We start from the raw sequence: 18,733 nt of genomic DNA on the forward strand, positions 1-18,733 counted from the left end.
GCCTTATCACCTTTCCGCTTTCAATTCCAAAATGGTATCCCGTAGCTCAGCGGCACGCTCAAAGTCAAGAGCCTTCGCTGATTCTTTCATCTCTTTTTCAAGTGAAGCAAGTAGGATTGTTTTCTCTTCCTTCGTTAACTTCTTACCTTCTGTTACTTTATCCACAAATGATAGCGTTTCTTCAGCAGATTGTGTAGCACGTATGACATCACGGATGCCTTTTTGAATCGTTTTAGGCGTAATTCCGTGTTCTTCGTTGTATGCCATCTGTATTTCGCGGCGACGTTGTGTTTCATCAATTGCTTTGTTCATGGAATCGGTATACCGATCGGCATACATGATCACACGTCCTTCTGAGTTACGTGCAGCACGACCAATTGTCTGGATCAATGCACGTTCAGAACGCAAGAATCCTTCTTTGTCAGCATCAAGTATTGTCACTAGTGATACTTCCGGGATATCTAGCCCTTCTCGTAACAGGTTGATGCCGATAAGGACGTCATATACACCAAGTCGTAATTCACGAATGATTTCAATTCGCTCTAGTGTCTTAATTTCCGAGTGGAGGTAGTTCACTTTCACGCCTGCTTCTTTTAAGTAATCCGTTAAGTCTTCGGACATCTTCTTCGTGAGAGTCGTGACTAAAACGCGTTCATTTCTTTTTGCGTGTTCATTTATTTCATCCAATAAATCATCGATTTGACCTTCGATAGGGCGAACTTCAATAATCGGATCAAGCAATCCTGTAGGACGGATGATCTGTTCAACCATTTTTGGTGTGTGTTCAATTTCATAAGGTCCCGGCGTTGCAGAGACGTAAATAGCTTGATGGACATGTTTTTCAAATTCCTCAAACATGAGCGGACGATTATCTAATGCAGAAGGAAGTCGGAATCCGTGCTCGACGAGAACTTTCTTTCTCGCTTGGTCTCCGTTGTACATCCCTCGTATTTGCGGAAGACTGACGTGGCTTTCATCCGCCACGATGAGAAAGTCGTCTGGGAAATAATCGAGCAACGTATAAGGGGTCTCTCCAGCACCCCGAAGTGATAAGTGACGGGAATAGTTTTCAATACCTGAACAAAAGCCCATCTCTCTCATCATTTCCAGGTCATAACGTGTTCTCTGTTCCAGTCGCTGTGCTTCCAGCAACTTATCATTCGCACGTAGAATCTTTAACTGTTCTTCCAATTCAATTTCAATCCGTTCAATCGCTTGTACCAGTTTCGATTCACCTGTAACGAAGTGGGAGTTCGGGAAGATTGCAACGTGCTCTCGTTCACCTAATACTTCACCTGTTAAAGCGTCCACTTCACGTAAGCGCTCAATTTCATCTCCAAAGAATTCGATACGAATACAGCGTTCGTCCTGTGATGCCGGGAAGATTTCCACAACATCACCTCTAACACGGAATGTCCCGCGTGTGAAACTGACATCATTACGTTCATATAAGTTATCCACGAATCTGCGTAGCAGCTGGTTACGGTCGATTTCAATACCCGGTCTCAAAGAAATCATGTGGGATCCATATTCTTCAGGAGAACCTAGTCCGTAAATACACGAAACTGATGCAACGACTAGTACGTCTTTACGCTCAAAAAGTGACGCAGTTGCTGAGTGACGTAACTTATCGATTTCATCATTGATGCTTGAGTCTTTCTCAATGTACGTATCCGTTTGAGGTACGTACGCTTCCGGCTGATAATAATCATAAAAGCTGACAAAGTATTCAACCGCATTATCGGGGAAGAACTCTTTGAATTCACTATACAGTTGTCCAGCAAGTGTTTTGTTATGAGCAATGACCAAAGTTGGTCGATTAATTTCTGTTACGACGTTCGATACTGTAAAGGTTTTTCCTGTACCCGTTGCTCCAAGTAAGGTTTGGTGCTTTTCACCATTTTTTATGCCGGCTATCAATTCTTTAATAGCATTCGGCTGATCCCCTTGTGGTGTATAAGGGGCTTGCAGGTCAAATTTATTAGTCACTGAGCGTCACTCCCTAGTATTCCTCTATGGTCTATTTTATCACATTCCCCTTCTATCCCAAAGCGAAAAGCGAACGTACGTTTTTTCTCGAAAAAAAAACTGTACGCAATAGCGCACAGTTTAGAATCATAGTTTTTCGTCTAATTCCTGTAAAGAATCTGTAAGTTGCATGAAATTTGGTTGGTCGTGACGATCCAAAGCCGCGTCAATCTCTGTCAACAAGCGCGTTCGAGTTTGTTCACGGTGGATGTGGCTTAGAAACAAATCGATGTAGATGTCATTCAGCATTTTTTCTGCTTGCATTGAGGAACTATTCTTTCCCACAGCCTTTAGAAACTCAGCATACGAATAATTATTCTCCATCTCACTCACCTCATAACCCTTTTAATTATTGTAACGAATTCTACAACCAAATAGCAAGCTATTTTTAGATTATTCCTACTCTTCTTCTTTCTTATTAGATAAACGTATAGTCGCTTCTGAAATAATTAGAACGACAGCTCCCATCATAATGGGTGTAACTGAAATTCCATGGATGAGTAAACCTGCAAGAATAACCAAGCCGGCTTGAATCCATTGGACACGTTCCGTTAAACGAAACACCTCAAAATCTCGTGTTTCTTCTGTGTTTGGAAACAGCATATCCATTCGGAACTCATCCCCCCCACGTAGAGATTGCAACGTCTGAATAGCAGAAGCAAACGCTAACGCGCCTATGAAGACAAATGCAACAATCGGGAATGGTATGAACAACACGCCTAAAATCGAAAGCACCGTTAAGCGTAACCATAACCAGAATGATTCGTCCGTGCGGATAAAAGTTCGACGCAATAAGAAGCGTTGTGCATGGGCCCGCTCAACGTGCGCTTCAGGCATGAATAGACCAAGCCATGAGCGCTTGCTGATTGATCCTTTTAAATGAGGAACTTCTGTAAAGTAGTTAGCAAAGCGATAAAAGCCCATCATTCGATTTTGCTCTAGCTCGATGAAGTGTGTATAAGGGAATGGCTGCCCGTTAGCTTTCTTCTTCCATAGCATCCCGTATAATACATACCCAATTGCAAGAACAACACCAAGAATCCAGGATTCAGCTAGGACTGCATAGAACAAAAGTGTACTTAGCACAAAACGGATGAACCGATCTTGCCAAACGCCTTGTCCTTCGTTTGCTTTTCTATAGAGAAACTCCGTGTGCACACTTGCCCATTCAACAGCAAGAATCACTAAAAACGCGATTATAAATACGGATTTCCCTCCCACGTCATAGGCACTTAACATGGGGAGTGCAACGATGAATAAAACAATGGGTAGTGGGATTTTTGAAAAGAAGGTCCAATTTAATGCTCGATTCGTATATGTCGGTAGCTCTTTTTCAAGTGGCAGTAGGTAGACAGCGTCCGCTGGTTTCAGCAATGTCACTGGAGTCGCAATCACGGTGGACGCAGCTAATAGAAGCGCAACAATCCATACAGCTGGTAAGTCAGCCGGTACATCTTTTAACCATTCACTATAAGCGTAACCCGCAGCTCCGATTGAAAACAGTAAGACAATGGCCAAATGCCCGGTGAAGACATATTGTAAATACCGCTGCAGTTCCATGACATATTTACCGAAACGATTGCCCCAGACTTCACGTAAGCTGTTCATAATCGGATTCCTCTGTCATCGCAATGTATAAATCATCAAGAGACGCTTCTGGTCGCCCGAACGCTTTTCTAAGATCATCCATTGTCCCATGTGCTCGCACGCTGCCTTCATGCAAGAGGATGATTCGGTCGCAATGTTTTTCTGCTGTCGATAAAACATGAGTGGACATCAGCACTGATGCTCCATCCTCAGTTCTTTGAGTGAGCTGGGCAAGTAATGAACGTATGCCTAACGGATCTAGACCAACAAATGGTTCATCAATTATATAGAGCGCAGGTTCTGCCAGAAAAGCACACATAATCATGACTTTCTGACGCATCCCTTTAGAAAAATGAGACGGATACCATTTCAATCTCTTCTCCATACGAAACTCTTTCAACAGCTCCGCTGAGCGAGCTTCAAAGACATCTTGAGGAATACCATATGCCATAGCCGTAAGCTCTAAATGCTCACGCAACGTCAATTCTTCGTACAATATCGGTGTCTCAGGAATGTAGCTGAATGATTTACGATACATTTCAGCGTCTTCTTTAAATGTCACTCCATTAATTTCAATTGCGCCACCTTGGGGATTCATTAACCCAATAATGTGTTTAATTGTCGTACTTTTACCAGCACCGTTTAGTCCGATTAGACCGACCAATTCACCTTTTTGAATGTTAAATGATACTTCATGCAGGACAGGTTTTCTGGAATAACCACCTGTCACATCTTTCAGTTCAAGTATTGCCATGTGTCTTCCCCCATTCTTCTACTTATAGTTTACCAAAACTGAAACAACAATGCCTTGTCCAGCTCATGCCGATTATCTGAAAATATGCTACACTAATGACATTCATGAAAGGAAGTGTACAAATGTCTTCTTGTATTTTCTGTAAAATCGTAACCGGGGAACTTCCTGGAGAAATTTTGTATGAAGATGAACATGTAATCGCCTTCATGGACATTATGCCTGTTTCAAAAGGTCATGTCCTCTTGATTCCTAAAACACATAGGGAGAATGTATACGACCTCACGTCTGACGAGGCGTCGCATTTGTTCGCAGTTGCACCGAAAATCGCTACTGCCATCAAGGATACGTTCAAACCTGCAGGACTTAACCTTGTCCAAAATAACGGTGCAGCAGCAGGTCAAGCAGTGTTCCACTTCCACCTACATTTTGTCCCAAGATATGATGAAACAGATGGTTATCGTCCAACATGGGACCAAAAGACAGAAGAGTTTCCAAGTGAGCGAATTCAACAACTCGCTGGGGAAATTAAAAACAATCTTTAATAAGCACGTCCCCTACATTTCCAGTTCACTAGGTTTGAACTAACGAGGACAAGGAAATGATACCAAAAAGAAGGAGTGAGCAATAATGAAAACCTCTACATTTTTCGCAGGATTGGCTGTCGGGTCAGTTGCTGCAGCGATAACTGTGCTCTACTCAACACCACAATCAGGTAGTGAAATGCGCTCTTCAGTAGCAACAGCGTCTGCTGATTTACGTGCGAAGTTAAAAGACGTAAAGGGGCGTGTCGACGAACTGAAAGATTCCGTCAATGACTTTGCAAGTGAAAACGTACAGCCTGCTATTGAAGGCATCAAGGATTCAGTAGGTGGGTGGCGTACTGCGGACGAAGGTTCTCGCAATCGTCTTAAAAGTGAAATCCAAGAAATTCAGTTCGCTATTGAAGAGTTAGAACGTTCTGTCGCATCTCAACAAAACAGATGAATTCCAAAGCATCCTCATCTAGAGGATGCTTTTTTTGTACGCCTTCTTAAAGATTTGAATTATTTCTTAATTCTAACTTTTTTATTTGTTGCTTTCCTGCTATAATGAAAACACGTATAAAAAATAGGAAGTAGGTGCTTGCATGTCCCAACAGGATTACTCCTTTAAGGAAGCAATGATTTACAGTCAACGGCTTGCCCAGATGTCGAAAGCATTATGGAAAGCTGTAGAAAAAGATTGGCAACAGTGGATAAAACCTTATGACTTGAATATTAACGAACATCACATTCTTTGGATTGCCTACCATCTTCAGGGCGCAACCATTTCTGATATTGCGAAGTTTGGAGTCATGCATGTATCTACTGCATTCAATTTCTCAAAGAAACTCGAACAACGAGGCTATTTAAAGTTTTTCAAAAAAGAAGATGATCGTCGTAATACATACGTCCTTGTTACAGAAGAAGGCGAAGCTCTAATTGATGAAATGACTCAAAATTACTTTAACTCTGAACATACTCTTCTTAATAGTTCACTTCCAATCAAGGGCATTTACGGGAAATTCCCTGAGTTTCTAGAAGTGATGTCCGTCATTCGAAATGTGTACGGAGACGATTTTATGGAAATCTTCGAAAAAGGATTTGACAATCTAGGTAAGTCATTTGTTGAGGAAGACGGAAGGCTTACATCTACATCTAACGACTTGAAAGTGGCTTCAGGTGAGGATAAATAATTCCCAATTACCTCTTCAATCTGATATGATTGAGTAGAGATGTCCAAAGGGGGTATGCACGTGATTTTAATAATAACTGTTCTCTTCTCACTATTTTACTTGTTCCAAATTAACAAAATGACGTTCGCGCTCTGCGAGTCGCGAGAAATCCCTGAAGAAAAGCAAAATAAAATATATGCAACTGTCAACGTATTGATTACTATTCTTATGTTATCTCTTTACGTCGAAGTCTTTTTGAAGGTGTAACAAATAGGAAAAGTCCATCCCGAAATTGGGATGGACTTTTTTCATTTTTTAGTACAAGTAAGCCGCGCCTACAATGATCAAAAGAATGAACAGGACAACCAACAATGCAAAACCAGATCCTGCTCCAGAACCTCCACCAGCGTATCCACTCATTGAAGCACCCCCTCTCTTCTTTTGTATCTTATGCGAACCCCTTTTCAATGGTTGGGCGGTTTTGGTGGGAACTTTTTTGTGTCCCATTCGTTTGTATGGTATAGTGTCACTTGTTAATTACATTCACAGAGGAGTTTCTAACTATGAAAAAAACAGTACTATCGTTCACGTTGGCAGCATCTGTTCTCGCTCTCTCCGCATGCTCAGGAAATGCTTCAGATGATGAAGTAATCGTTACGTCTAAAGATGGGGACATCACTAAAAGTGAATTCTACCAAGAGATGAAAGATTCTGTTGGTGAACAAGCACTGCAAATGATGGTTATTGAAAAGGTCCTCGATTCAAAGTATGATGTGTCTGATAAAGATGTGCAGGCTGAATACGATGATGTCAAAAAACAACTTGGCGACAACTTTGATCAGTATCTTGCTCAACAAGGTCAAACTGCCGACGGCTTCAAGAAAGCTATTAAGTTAAATAAATTGCAAGAAGCTGCGCTTACAGACGGAATTGAAGTAAGCGATGAAGAACTTAACAAGTCTTTAGAAGAGAAAAGTACAGAACTAAAAGCTAGTCACATCTTAGTAGCTGATGAAGAGACGGCTAAAGAAGTGAAGAAAAAAGCAGATGCTGGCGAGGATTTCGCGAAGCTTGCAAAAGAATATTCAACTGAAGAGGGCGCTGACGAGTCTGGCGGCGAGCTTGGATGGTTTGGTGAAGGCAAAATGGTCGCAGAATTCTGGAATGCAGCTGTCGCAATGAAAAAAGGAACAATCAGCGAACCAGTTCAATCTGAGTTTGGATTCCACATCATCAAATTAGAAGACAAGCGTAAAACAGATGACAAAGAACCTTCTAAAGAAGATAAAGAAAAAGCAAAACAAGAGTTGAAGCTAGCAAAAGCGGATACAAGCACAATCGTAGAAAAAGTTGCGAAGCTTATGAAAGAATCTGATGTCAAAGTAAAAGACAAAGATTTGAAGTCAGCAATGGATATGTTTAACCAAAGCAATTCTGAAGTTAAAGATGACGGCACAGATGCACCTGATGAAGATGCTCCAGTAGAAGAAGACGAGAAGTAAGAATTATAAAAGCTGAACGAACCGTCAGATAGTCTGATGGTTCGTTCAGCTTTTTTGTTCGTTCAAGTTTTGAAATGATGAGGATTCTCTAAAAAATAAGCGAAGCGCTACCAATTAATCCTTTCATGTTGGTTTGACGTGTTTGTTTTGTCTTTTTAGTGCTTTGGGGTTTGATGGTTATGAGCGAATTGCGTGGGGTTATGAGCGCTTTACCTGGTATATGATCACTTTCCAGTCGTTATGAGCACTTTCCTCGGTTTATGATCACTTTCCTGCGTTTATGAGCGCTTTCCTCGGTTTATGATCACTTTCCAGTCGTTATGAGCGCTTTCCTCGGTTTATGATCACTTTCCAGTCGTTATGAGCGCTTTCCTCGGTTTATGATCACTTTCCTGCGTTTATTAGCGCTTTCCTCGGTTTATGATCACTTTCCTGCGTTAATGAGCGCTTTCCTCGGTTTATGATCACTTTCCTGCGTTTATGAGTGCCCTCCCTGGCTTATGTGCGCTTCCTCCACCTTTATGGGCACTCTCACACCTATCTCTCCCCGCCACTACAAAAGGAGCTTCCGCGGAAGCTCCTTTGCAGAATACTTATTCAAACGTCGGTTTGTAGAATGAACGATTCTCTAGTGGGAAAATGCGCTCGGAGAACGTTCCGGGCTCGGTCTTACTCATAGCACGGTTCAACATGTTCATCTTCGCGTCAATGTTGTCAATATAATGGAGCATTTCCGCTTCAGGAAGCATTGGGCGTTTCGGGCTGCCCCACTCCTCTTTGCCGTGATGGGAGAGAACCATATGTTGAAGAAGCATTACTTCCTCTCCTGTGATTTCTAGCTCATCGGCAGCTTTAGAAATCTCCGTTACCATAATACTGATATGGCCGAGCAAATTTCCTTCCACTGTATAATGCGCTGCGACAGGCCCGGATAATTCAATTACCTTTCCGATGTCATGTAAAATTACGCCGGAGTATAATAAATCCTTATTCAACGTCGGATACAAATCAGAAACTGCTTTAGACAAGTTCAACATGGATACGACGTGATCGAGCAATCCTGAGACATAATCATGATGGTTCCTTGTAGCTGCAGGATACATCATGAAAGCTTCTTGGTGCTTCTTTATTAAATGACGGGTAATCCGTTGAATCTGGGGATTTTCCATTTCAAAGAAGAATTGCATTAACTCTTCCATTAATGCTTCCTTACTTTTTTCAGCAGATGGCACTAGATCAGACATTGCAATGCCTTCATCCTCTTTGGCAGGTCGTATGCTCTTGATGCGTAACTGATTCTTCCCACGGTATTCGTGAACTTCTCCGCCTACACGTACGATTTCTGCAGCTGCAAACATGCGCTCTTGTTCTTCGCCTGTTTCCCATAGTTTCGCTTCTAGATCTCCACTTTTGTCCTGTAAAACGAGTGACATGAAGGGACTGCCTTGCTGTGTCACTCCTTTTGTCGATTGTTTGATGAATAAAAACATATCGACTGTTTCCCCTACTTTATGATCCATTAGTTTTTTCATAGTTCAACGCCTCCTGAAGTGTTTCCGATTTCGTTCACATGGATAAGTTTAGCATCTCGCCAATGTGGTGCAAGTGTCTCATGACAAGTGAATACGATAAATTGATGTCTAGATGATAGTTCTGAAAGTAGTTCGGTCGTGAGTTTTAATCGCTTTGCGTCAAAATGAACAAATGGATCATCCATAATGAGTGGAAAAGGAGCCTGTTCAGTCAGCTCTCCAGCAAGTGATAAGCGAAGTGATACATAAGCCTGTTCTTTTGTAGCTTGACTCAACTCGGCAATTGCAAATACTGTTCCATCTTCTCTAACCGCTTGAAATTGTCCATCAGAATGGATGGATAGCTCGCTATAACGACCGTTCGTCAACTGATTGAAGATGTGGTTCGCACTGGATAGTACTGCAGGTAGCTTTTTGTCTTTTAAGTCAGCCATAGTTTGCCGTATAGCTTCAGCCGCCACTTGTCGACTGGACCACTCAAACGCACGTGCATTGAATTCGGACTTTTTGTTTTCGTACAGTTGCTGGGTGAGTAAATGTGCATCATCGGTTAGAAGTGCTTCTGTCTTATGGAGTAAAGCAGCTCGTTCATCGGTTCGTTCGGAAATTTCATTTTCCGCAACTGCGCGTCGCTCTTCTACTTCCCTAAGCTGATCTTGTATGTGCTGTTCATCCTCACCAAACTCTTCAACGTCAGCTAGCGTGTTCAGTTGTTCTGTCAAACTATCAATAGATAACTGCGCCGTCTGCTTTCGTTGCCAGCGATCGTACGCGTCGTAAAACGATTGTTTGTCGTGAGCTCTCGCTTGCTTGAATAATTGTTGTTCTTGGTGACTGTACGTTTCCAGTTCAACCGATTTCTCTTCAACTGTTCTAGAAAGCTGTTTAACTTGCAGATGAACGGAATCGACCATAAGTACGGCATCACGTAATTGTCGTGCCTCTTGCCTAACTAAAGTATACAGGTCTGCTTCAGGAACTTCACGTTCAAGCACTGTCCGTGCGGTTTCTTTATGCTTTTCAATTTTTTCAAGAATAGACTGTAACTCTTCTTGACGATCTAGTACATGCTGTTCGGTGCGTTGTACGTCACGGATCATTCTAAATAGCTCTGGAATCACTTCCATACCTGCGCCCGGAGTCAGCCCACAGCTCTGGAGTTCTTCTTGAAGTAGTTTACGTGCCTTCGTTCCAGCTTGCTCAGCTCTCAATAAGTCATTTTTCAGTGCTTCTACGTCCATAGAATGCCCTTCAGAAATCGTCGTCAAATGCTCCTTTTTGCGAGTGAAATCATCGATTCTCCTACAAAGCGCTTCATAAAACTCTTCTTTTCCTTCGTAGGCGTTTAGGAGAGCATTCATTTCTTTCGTCCGATCATCCGAAGAAGTAGGTGCTTGTTTTTTTTGCATCATTACATAGCCACTTAATAAAGAGAGAATCACACCTAAAGCAACGATTCCCCATTGCTGCTGCAACAAGCCAAATCCTACTACACCAAGTGCTACGACCAAGAGAATCCAAACGATTGAGTTAGAACTAGATTGTTGTTCGCTTTTAGCAAACGACATATAGGCTTTCGCTTCAGACAGGCGCCCTCGTACAGTTGGCCATGTAGCAGCTTGCGCTTGCTCTTCTTGCGTAGGCGCTTCTGCATTCAACTGGTTCAAGTGCTGCGTTGACCTACGTTCTAACTCTTGAATTCTTTGAAATTCTAGTTGAGTAGACTGCTTCCCTCGATCTACCTGTTGAACGTGTTCTGCCAACTCATGGATTCGCTGCTCATTTATTAACGAACTATCCACTTGTAAGACCGTTTCTTTTGAATTGGGTTCAAGTGCTCCTAAACGACCAAGAAGTCGTTGTCGATCTTCTATTAAGCGAGTAATTTCAGATTTAATGCTCATCACTTCTTGATGAAGAGCTTGCCAATCCGATTCTTTAGCTAATAAATCTTCAACCGCAACTTCTCGATCTTTCTGCACTTTTTCATCCAACTCATCCGTCATTTGTTGGAGCTGAAATGTTGAACGTGCGATAATCGCTTCCGCCTCACGCTTCTTACTTTCAAGCATTTCCTGTTCTCGTATTCCATTTGGAGGAAACATGGTTGTCTGAAGTGCATCAATTTGAAAAACGAGCATCTGCTTTTTCTCTATGATTGGAATACGAAGAAGTGCATTTTGCATCTGTTTAGAATCATTTTGGCACTCTGTTACCTCATGTCGTAATGCTGACAGTTGCTGTTCGACTTCTCCCAGTCGCTGTAAAGCAGGTTCGTATTCGTCTACCCTCGCCATTTGTTTTTGTAATGATTCTTCTAGCTCATGCAGCTCTTTCAATAACACATTCATGCGTGGATTCTTTCCGGACTTTTTGAACAACTCGGCCTTTTCCTTTTCGAGCTTCTTCTCTAATTGCATCAACAAATCGATACCTGTTGTACCTGAAGACAAGAGTGTGCGGCTCAACTGTTCGGAATCCATATTTTCAAGTCCTTGAAGCTGAAAAAGTGAAAATGAAAAAATAGACTCAAAAGCGGTTCGGTCATACTGACGAAGGATGTCATTCAGCTCTAGTTGACCGCCAACCCTTCCATCGTCAAATCTAACAGTGACATCCCCAGCCGACTTACCTCGCACTCGTTCCACTTCCACGACTCCATATTGAGGATCCGTCAAAATAATTTTACCGCCATAAGCAGAGCCATTTTTAGGCTCGTAGCGCATTAACGAACTATTCTTTTGAGGAAAGCCGAAAAGAACTTGCAACATAAATTGATAAATCGTCGTTTTTCCAGCCTCATTCTCACCGTAAAACACAGTAATTCGATCACCGAGATCGATTGTCACATTACTATGACGTCCGAATCCGTAAATGTGCAGACGTTGTATTTTCATGACACGTCACCTCTGTCTTCTGAACTCAGCTCACTCGAAATGTGTAATCCCGCTTCTTCCTTCAATTGAATTTTCATTGATTCATTCAAAGCAGACAAGAATGGCGCGGAACGTGCGTGTTGATAAAGATCTTGTAGCACCAGTTTCCACTGGTTTTCGTCCCAATGATCCATCTGTTCTTTCACAGAACGTACGAGCGGGGAATCGGGTAATAGTGTACTTCCAGTAACAGATTCATAGGAAATCCCTGAAAACCAAACACGTCGATCTGCTGATTCACGTAAGACTTCCAGCCATTCTTCTTCAGCAGAGCCACTGAATAACTGCAAGGCATCTCTACTCAACCGGACGTTCCGAATACGCAAGATGCACGAACCACTTTGTTCGATGATCTCATTCGCTTTCTGTTGACAGGCTTCAAGCCACTCGTTCGCAAGACTAATCTCCGAACAATCCACCTCGATTTCATCAAACACAAGTACAGATGTGGGAACAAACTTCAACTTCGACTGACGTTCTATGAGTTCCACTTCGTAAAATCCTTTCACGCCAGCTTCGTTTAGGTGACGTCCTTGCAAGTTCCCAGAGTACACAATGGGAGGCTCGTTAAATAGGACTTGCCGCTTATGTATATGACCAAGCGCCCAGTACTGATAGCCTTTGTCGAGTAATGCTTCCTTTGTAAATGGTGCGTAGACAGCGTGCGTCTCTTCTCCGGCAATACTACCATGAAGCATACCGATGTCTACTATGTCTAGTTCATGATTTACTTTCGGATAGTGTTGAATCATGGCTTCTTTAATATGTCGTTGTTGATAGCTAAATCCATGAATACGAACGCGTTGCCCGCGAACAATGAGTTCAGCAGTTTCAACTTCCGGACCAAATACTGTCACATTGTTCGGCAATTGGAACCGCGTCCACTTCCCTGCAAGATGATCATGGTTACCGAATGATAGAAAAACTGGAATCCCTGCTTGTTGCAATCGTTCAAGCCCCTTCACAAATCTCACTTGTGCGCGCAAACTCCGATCTTCTCCATCGTAGATATCCCCCACAATGAGGACAAAATCCGGTAACACCGTTTCTGCATATTGAATCATCTTTTCATAGGCAGCAAATGTACTTTCACGAAGTTCAGTTAATCGAGCTATCGGCATATCCGTGATTCCTTTAAATGGACTGTCTAAATGTAAATCCGCCGTATGTAGAAATCGGATCATAGAAAACGGATACCTCCTGAAACGAATATTTGTTCTAATTTTACCATATTCCAGCTTGCTACGCGACAGCAATCCACAGGTTCTAGCGCACATAAACACAAAAATAGCAGAGGAATTATACACTCCTCTGCTTGAGACTATTTAACTCTCATTCCTCTATTCTTTACCTAATTGAATTGCTTTCTTAATATCCTTCAATGATCGTGATGGACCGTACATGAGCACACCGCCACGATAGACTCGAGCTCCAAACCAGCCGAGTACTAAGATCGTCACAAGCATGATACCAATCGATAGAAGTGGTTGCCACATTGGTAAGTCGAGCATGCCGACTCGCAAAAACATGACAAGTGGTGTGAAGAATGGGAAGAACGATGCGTACTTCAAATAGGTAAGCTCAGGATTCCCAAGTCCCGATGCAGCTAAGATGAATGCAGCGACAATCATAAGTGTCATTGGCATAATCATTTGCTGGACGTCTTCCGTACGGCTAACGAGAGAGCCTAGAAGGGCTGCTAGCGTTGCGTATAGGAAATAGCCGAGCAAGAAGAACACAACCGCATAGACGAGCGTCAGTGGGTTAATATCATTTAAGCTAAAGAAACTGCCAAGACCTTCAGTCGCTTCTGAAGCAGACGTTTTAAATGCGATGAAGCCTGCAACGGCATAAATTAGAATTTGCACGATGCCAAGCGTTCCAATTCCAAGTACCTTCGCAAACATATGCTTGACCGGAGAAACACTTGATATGAGAATTTCCATAACACGAGATGATTTTTCCGTTGCGACTTCCGTTGCGATCATGCCTGAGTAAAGGATGACGGCAAAATAGATGACAAACATGAGCACGTAGACTAAAATGCGCGCCTGATTCAATTCGTCTTCAGACTTAGCAGTAGTAGAAATGTTATTCTTTTCAAAACTCACTTGGGTAAAGAGTGAATCGACTTGGTCGCTAGATAAGGATAATTCATCCGCCTTGACGCCAGCCTGAACTGTCTGTAATGAATTACGCAATATTTCCGGGAGATCCATCTCAATACTGCTGAGCGTCGTATACTTCGCGTGGATGGTGTTTGTTTCATCCAACGAAAGTGTAATAAATGAATCGATTTCTTCTGAGCGAACTTGTTGTTCAAGCTCTTTCTCACTGAGCTCCGTACCTTCTAGCTTAATATCAGACTTATTCGCCTGAAGAACGGCAGCAAGTGGATCTTCTAGCTGACCACTCGCATCTATCACTTTCAACGTAGTTTGCTCATCATTGCCTATACCATCAATGGACTCTAAAATTCTCGGAAGGTTTGAGAGTAAAAACATAGCTACTATAACAATCGCTGTCGTGATGATGAACGATTTCGTTTTCGCTTTTGTTATGAAGGCTTGTTTGAAAATAATCCAAAACTCACGCATGCTGTTTCCCCACCTTTGCAATGAAGATATCTTGAAGTGTCGGTTCTTCAATTTCAAACTGGCGTACAGGTCCAGATTTCAAGGCTTCTGTCAGAAGAAGCGATGCCGTTTCGTCTGACTCTACTTGATATACCGCACCTTCCACTGTTTTCGTGACAGCATTGACGCCTGGAATACTTGCGAGAGAGTCTAATTCAAAATCGGAACGAATGCGAACGTTGCGTTTGCCAAACGACCGTTTCACTTCTTTTAAAGTACCGCTGACAATCTGTTTTCCTTGGTCAATAATACTGAACTGTTCACACAGCTCCTCCACGTGATCCATCCGGTGACTGGAAAAAACAATTGTCGCGCCATCATTTCGAATATCGAGAATCGCCTTTTTCAACATTTCTACATTGACAGGATCTAGACCGGAAAACGGTTCGTCTAGAATGATTAGTTTCGGTTTGTGCAAAAGGGCTGCGATGACTTGAATTTTTTGCTGATTCCCTTTAGAAAGCTCCTCCACTTTTTTGTTCAAATACTGTGGCACTTCAAAACGGTCGAGCCATCCACCGATTTCCCGCTTAGCATCAGAGCGCTTCATGCCACGTAACTCTGCTAAAAATAGCAACTGCTCTTCAACTTTCATTTTCGGATAAAGGCCTCGTTCTTCAGGTAAATACCCGATGTGAGGACTCGTCGCATATGTAATCGGTTTTCCGTTCCATGTAATATGTCCCTCATTTGGCGTCAATAGTCCAAGAATCATTCTGAATGTCGTTGTCTTTCCTGCTCCGTTTGCACCGAGAAATCCGTACATCGATCCTTCTCCTACTGATAAAGATAAGTCATTCACTGCTGTGAATTCCCCAAACCGCTTTGTGACGTGATCAATTTGCAAAGACATTAAGTTAACCCCTTTCAAGTTTTCTCTACCTTACCATACGTTACGGTTTCCGAAAGAATAAGTTTCATCTAATCACCAAATTCTCTTCATCTTATGATTTGGTTGCGACTGAAATTACGATTCATGTACGGATTTTGCCAAAACAAAACCCCTTCTAGTCGTTTAGAAGAGGAACTGAATTCAGTTGTTTAGTTGGATCAGTTCATTGCACCTTTTCTTCAAGTCACTTTCATCCATTTCCATCCCGATTAAAATAATAATTGGATCACGTTTCGCTGACGGTGACACTTGTGTATATCTGACTTTATTCGAAGCATATTGAAAGCTGACCAGTTGCTTCGAATCGACTAATTGCAGATAGCCTTTACCTCGAAAAACTGAAGGAGGTAACTGTTTAAACCACTTTGTAACTGTTTCTTGATTGAGCATAGGCAAGTTCTCCATCGTGATTGTCTGAACTGTCGAGTGATCATGATGATGGTGGTGAGTCGTCTCCTCAATGATCGGTAGTTCTCCAAGTGTTTTACTTAACAGAATCTCTGGTTCTACCATTCCATTTGTACAGGTGACGAGTCTTTTATGCTCCCCAGCAATTTTCAATACCTTTTGTTTTACTTTCTCTAACTGTTTGCCGGAAACAAGATCTGTTTTGTTTAACAAAATCATACTTCCACAAACGAGCTGTTCTGTCATCAGTTTGCGAACTTCAGCAGAGCTTGTGAACACACTTTGGAATTCAGTGTAGTGACTGGCATCTACTACGGTAATGATAGACGTAAGCACGAACTGTTCACGATATGACTTGCTCAGTAGGACTTCTTGGATTTCCAAAGGATCTGCAACGCCTGTACCCTCGATGAACAATAGGTCGAGTGGTGATTCGTTCATCTCACGTATCAGATCATTCATTGTTTCCTTCAAATCATCTTGGAGGGTACAACAAATACAGCCGTTCAACAGTTCAACTACACGTTGGTCGTCAAAGAGATGCCCCTCCACGTTCGTTTCACCAATTTCGTTCAAAATAATGCCGGGCTTTAATCCGTTCCGCTTACAGTGCTCGAGTACGTGAACTAAGACGGTAGTTTTACCACTGCCTAGAAATCCGCTCAGTATATAAACAGGAACTTGTTTTTGCATGGTACTTTTCCTCCTTAAGCAAGTCGTAAGTTAACGATTAACTCGTTCTATAAACATATGGTTCTGCGGGTTCAGTAGTCGGTGTGATTTTCTTTACTTTTAGTACGGGAATCGTCTTTTTGAGAGGCTGATAGTAAATTGAATCTAGCTTTCCTTCGACTTCAATCCATTCATCGTTATCAAATGTTTCACCTTTTGGAAGTTCTAGTAGCATCCCGAATACACCAGAATCCGCCACACAGTGAATCATACCGAAACGGAATAAGAAGATATCATCTGTTTCTTCATCTTTAAATGTAAAGCCTTTAAACCCAATTGTCTTCCCCATAAAATAGCCTGGATTTTTGTAAATCGTCTCCATCCCAAGTAAATAATCCTCATCCTTTAACAAGATAGGATCTCGATCTGCAAACTGTCCCATCGCTTCTTTCATGAGTTCTTCATAGCCATCTTGCCCATAGAAGATGCTCGTATCGGGTTCAAGGAACTGGTGGAATCCATTAGGGTCCGCATCATTTCCAAACATATCGAAATTGAAGCCTTTTGCTGCGACTATACTTGAATCTAATGTTGCAACTGGTAAAACCAACGCAGTAATAATCGGGAAGATTAAAATAGGATACGCAATGAACCGTTTCCATGATTTCTTCTCTTCTATGTGGTCCATCCCACAATCACAAATATCGATATATTCATCTTCATTGCTTTCTTCTTTCCATGCAAAATAGCACTGGGCTATTAAAAAGAACAGAAATACAAAAATCGCGATGAAAGATAGAAATGAGTATTTCAAATTAATATACTTCGATATATTACCTGTTACATGCAAATAGAAAAATAAGAACGTATATCCAAGCAAAATCCAAATGCGTATCATCGCTTTGTCGCTCCCCTTTCTTTCAAGGTATTTCCGTTAAAGTCGTAAATAGGTAATAATCATCGATCCGATGAATACAAGTGCTGCTGTATACACAAACAAGTAAAAGACAAATTTCGTTTTAAATACACCTAGCATCATCATCGTGTTCTTAATGTCGAATTTCGCACCAAATACTAAGAATGCGATAAGAGCAGCTGTAGAAAATGTACTTCTAAATGATGACGCAACGAAAGCATCAGCTGATGAACAAAGCGACAAAATGAACGCCAACGCCATCATAACTAGTGATGCAGAAGCATCTCCGTTTCCGATTGATGTGAGGACAGACGTTTTTAAATATGTTTGCAATAAAGCTGCGATCATCGCTCCTGCGACTAAATATTTTCCTACTGTGAAAAACTCGTCAATCATATGTATAACTGTACCGAGTACTTTGTTTTTCGTTGTACTAGTTCCAGGAACTTTTCTAGTCTGTAACGTGTGCTTCAGCTGAGAAGACCCTTTAAATTGGTAAGACAAAATTAGCCCTACTACGAGTGCAACGGCGAACGACAACCCTCCGCGAAGGAACACCATCTTCCAACTATTCCCGAACGCGACGTAGGTGGAAAAGAGCACGACCGGGTTAATAACTGGTCCCGTGAGCATGAATGCAACGGCAGCATGCAGCGGAACGCCTTTAGCCATCAGTCGCTGCGTTACTGGAATAATCCCACATTCACATGCTGGAAAAATCGCACCTAGTGAAGTAGCTGTCAAAACGGAAAGAAATCGGTTTTTCGGAATGAGCTTTGTGAGCATTTCATCCGTCACCCATAGTTGTATTAACGCTGAAATAATGACTGCCAATAAAATGAACGGCAAGGCTTCAATCAGAATACTAATAAAAATAGTGTTGAATTGTAAAAATAACTGGGTATTCATTGTGATTGCTCCCTGTAAAAAAGATAGTGCCCTTACTCATAAGTAGTATGGGCAGAAGGTTCCCTTGGTTAAAAACACAGGATTCCTGTAAATCTTTATTGGATAAAAAGACGAAGTACAGGACGTAATGGGATAAGGCAAGTTTCATAGTAATTACTAAGATTTCTTCATTTTATCAAACTAGCTAGGTGTTAGAAAGTACCTACTTTAAACAAAATATTCTTGGAATACTGAATAGCTATTCATCTAATGTAAGAAACGTGTATAC

At 41.9% G+C, this 18,733-nt stretch carries 18 protein-coding genes; 5 read left to right on the forward strand and 13 right to left on the reverse strand.

The window, feature by feature from the left end; all coding sequences use genetic code 11:
- Nucleotides 1-6: 6 nt before the first annotated feature.
- From uvrB to ACRPI0_RS11295, 4 genes are all read right to left on the reverse strand, one after another.
- Nucleotides 7-1,989, reverse strand: coding sequence for an excinuclease ABC subunit UvrB (gene uvrB, locus ACRPI0_RS11280; protein WP_432352753.1), 1,983 nt, complete (start codon nt 1,987-1,989; stop codon nt 7-9).
- 126 nt (nt 1,990-2,115) lie between these two features.
- Complete coding sequence (locus ACRPI0_RS11285; RefSeq protein ID WP_432352754.1) at nt 2,116-2,352, reverse strand: IDEAL domain-containing protein; 237 nt, start codon at nt 2,350-2,352, stop codon at nt 2,116-2,118.
- Between the two features lie 75 nt (nt 2,353-2,427).
- Nucleotides 2,428-3,636 carry an ABC transporter permease gene (locus ACRPI0_RS11290; RefSeq protein WP_432352755.1) on the reverse strand — a complete coding sequence of 403 codons (1,209 nt, stop codon included), beginning with the start codon at nt 3,634-3,636 and terminating at the stop codon, nt 2,428-2,430.
- A complete protein-coding gene (locus tag ACRPI0_RS11295) occupies nt 3,620-4,369 on the reverse strand; it encodes an ABC transporter ATP-binding protein (protein ID WP_432352756.1) in 750 nt (249 codons plus the stop codon). The genes ACRPI0_RS11290 and ACRPI0_RS11295 overlap by 17 nt, the downstream gene beginning before the upstream one ends.
- Nucleotides 4,370-4,491: 122 nt before the next feature.
- Here ACRPI0_RS11295 and ACRPI0_RS11300 point away from each other — a divergent pair, with 122 nt between their 5' ends.
- From ACRPI0_RS11300 to ACRPI0_RS11315, 4 genes are all read left to right on the forward strand, one after another.
- Entirely contained in the window at nt 4,492-4,911 is a 420-nt protein-coding gene (locus tag ACRPI0_RS11300) for an HIT family protein (protein WP_432352757.1), read from the forward strand.
- An 85-nt stretch (nt 4,912-4,996) separates the two neighbouring features.
- Entirely contained in the window at nt 4,997-5,353 is a 357-nt protein-coding gene (locus tag ACRPI0_RS11305; protein ID WP_432352758.1) for a YtxH domain-containing protein, read from the forward strand.
- A gap of 142 nt (nt 5,354-5,495) precedes the next feature.
- Nucleotides 5,496-6,083 carry an HTH-type transcriptional regulator Hpr gene (locus ACRPI0_RS11310; RefSeq protein ID WP_432352759.1) on the forward strand — a complete coding sequence of 196 codons (588 nt, stop codon included), beginning with the start codon at nt 5,496-5,498 and terminating at the stop codon, nt 6,081-6,083.
- Between the two features lie 54 nt (nt 6,084-6,137).
- Nucleotides 6,138-6,329 (forward strand): hypothetical protein, encoded by a 192-nt coding sequence (locus tag ACRPI0_RS11315; protein WP_225217795.1) that lies wholly within the window; start codon nt 6,138-6,140, stop codon nt 6,327-6,329.
- Nucleotides 6,330-6,377: 48 nt separating this feature from the next.
- On the opposite strand, the gene ACRPI0_RS11320 is transcribed toward ACRPI0_RS11315, so the two are convergent.
- Complete coding sequence (locus tag ACRPI0_RS11320; protein WP_432352760.1) at nt 6,378-6,482, reverse strand: YjcZ family sporulation protein; 105 nt, start codon at nt 6,480-6,482, stop codon at nt 6,378-6,380.
- A 143-nt stretch (nt 6,483-6,625) separates the two neighbouring features.
- Here ACRPI0_RS11320 and ACRPI0_RS11325 point away from each other — a divergent pair, with 143 nt between their 5' ends.
- The gene (locus ACRPI0_RS11325; protein ID WP_432352761.1) at nt 6,626-7,564 is read left to right on the forward strand and encodes a peptidylprolyl isomerase; all 939 of its coding nucleotides are present in this window, start codon (nt 6,626-6,628) and stop codon (nt 7,562-7,564) included.
- A 593-nt stretch (nt 7,565-8,157) separates the two neighbouring features.
- On the opposite strand, the gene yhaM is transcribed toward ACRPI0_RS11325, so the two are convergent.
- The 8 genes from yhaM to ACRPI0_RS11365 all read right to left on the reverse strand — a co-directional run bounded on the left by yhaM (nt 8,158) and on the right by ACRPI0_RS11365 (nt 18,465).
- Nucleotides 8,158-9,096, reverse strand: a complete 939-nt coding sequence (gene yhaM / locus ACRPI0_RS11330) for a 3'-5' exoribonuclease YhaM (RefSeq protein ID WP_432352762.1) — start codon at nt 9,094-9,096, stop codon at nt 8,158-8,160.
- Nucleotides 9,093-11,993 (reverse strand): ATP-binding protein, encoded by a 2,901-nt coding sequence (locus ACRPI0_RS11335; protein WP_432352764.1) that lies wholly within the window; start codon nt 11,991-11,993, stop codon nt 9,093-9,095. The genes yhaM and ACRPI0_RS11335 overlap by 4 nt, the downstream gene beginning before the upstream one ends.
- Nucleotides 11,990-13,216, reverse strand: a complete 1,227-nt coding sequence (locus ACRPI0_RS11340) for a metallophosphoesterase family protein (RefSeq protein WP_432352765.1) — start codon at nt 13,214-13,216, stop codon at nt 11,990-11,992. The genes ACRPI0_RS11335 and ACRPI0_RS11340 overlap by 4 nt, the downstream gene beginning before the upstream one ends.
- Nucleotides 13,217-13,372: 156 nt before the next feature.
- Nucleotides 13,373-14,629: an ABC transporter permease gene (locus tag ACRPI0_RS11345; protein WP_432352766.1), complete on the reverse strand. Its 1,257-nt coding sequence runs from the start codon at nt 14,627-14,629 to the stop codon at nt 13,373-13,375.
- The gene (locus ACRPI0_RS11350) at nt 14,622-15,521 is read right to left on the reverse strand and encodes an ABC transporter ATP-binding protein (protein ID WP_432352767.1); all 900 of its coding nucleotides are present in this window, start codon (nt 15,519-15,521) and stop codon (nt 14,622-14,624) included. Before ACRPI0_RS11350 ends, ACRPI0_RS11345 begins: the two co-directional genes overlap by 8 nt.
- 180 nt (nt 15,522-15,701) lie before the next feature.
- A complete protein-coding gene (locus tag ACRPI0_RS11355; protein WP_432352768.1) occupies nt 15,702-16,661 on the reverse strand; it encodes a CobW family GTP-binding protein in 960 nt (319 codons plus the stop codon).
- 37 nt (nt 16,662-16,698) lie between these two features.
- Nucleotides 16,699-17,538, reverse strand: a complete 840-nt coding sequence (locus ACRPI0_RS11360; protein WP_432352769.1) for a TIGR03943 family putative permease subunit — start codon at nt 17,536-17,538, stop codon at nt 16,699-16,701.
- A gap of 36 nt (nt 17,539-17,574) precedes the next feature.
- A complete protein-coding gene (locus tag ACRPI0_RS11365) occupies nt 17,575-18,465 on the reverse strand; it encodes a permease (RefSeq protein WP_432352770.1) in 891 nt (296 codons plus the stop codon).
- Between the last annotated feature and the right edge of the window lie 268 nt (nt 18,466-18,733).

It is taken from the genome of Sporosarcina sp. A2, from assembly GCF_050858885.1.
Classification (GTDB): Bacteria; Bacillota; Bacilli; order Bacillales_A; family Planococcaceae; genus Sporosarcina.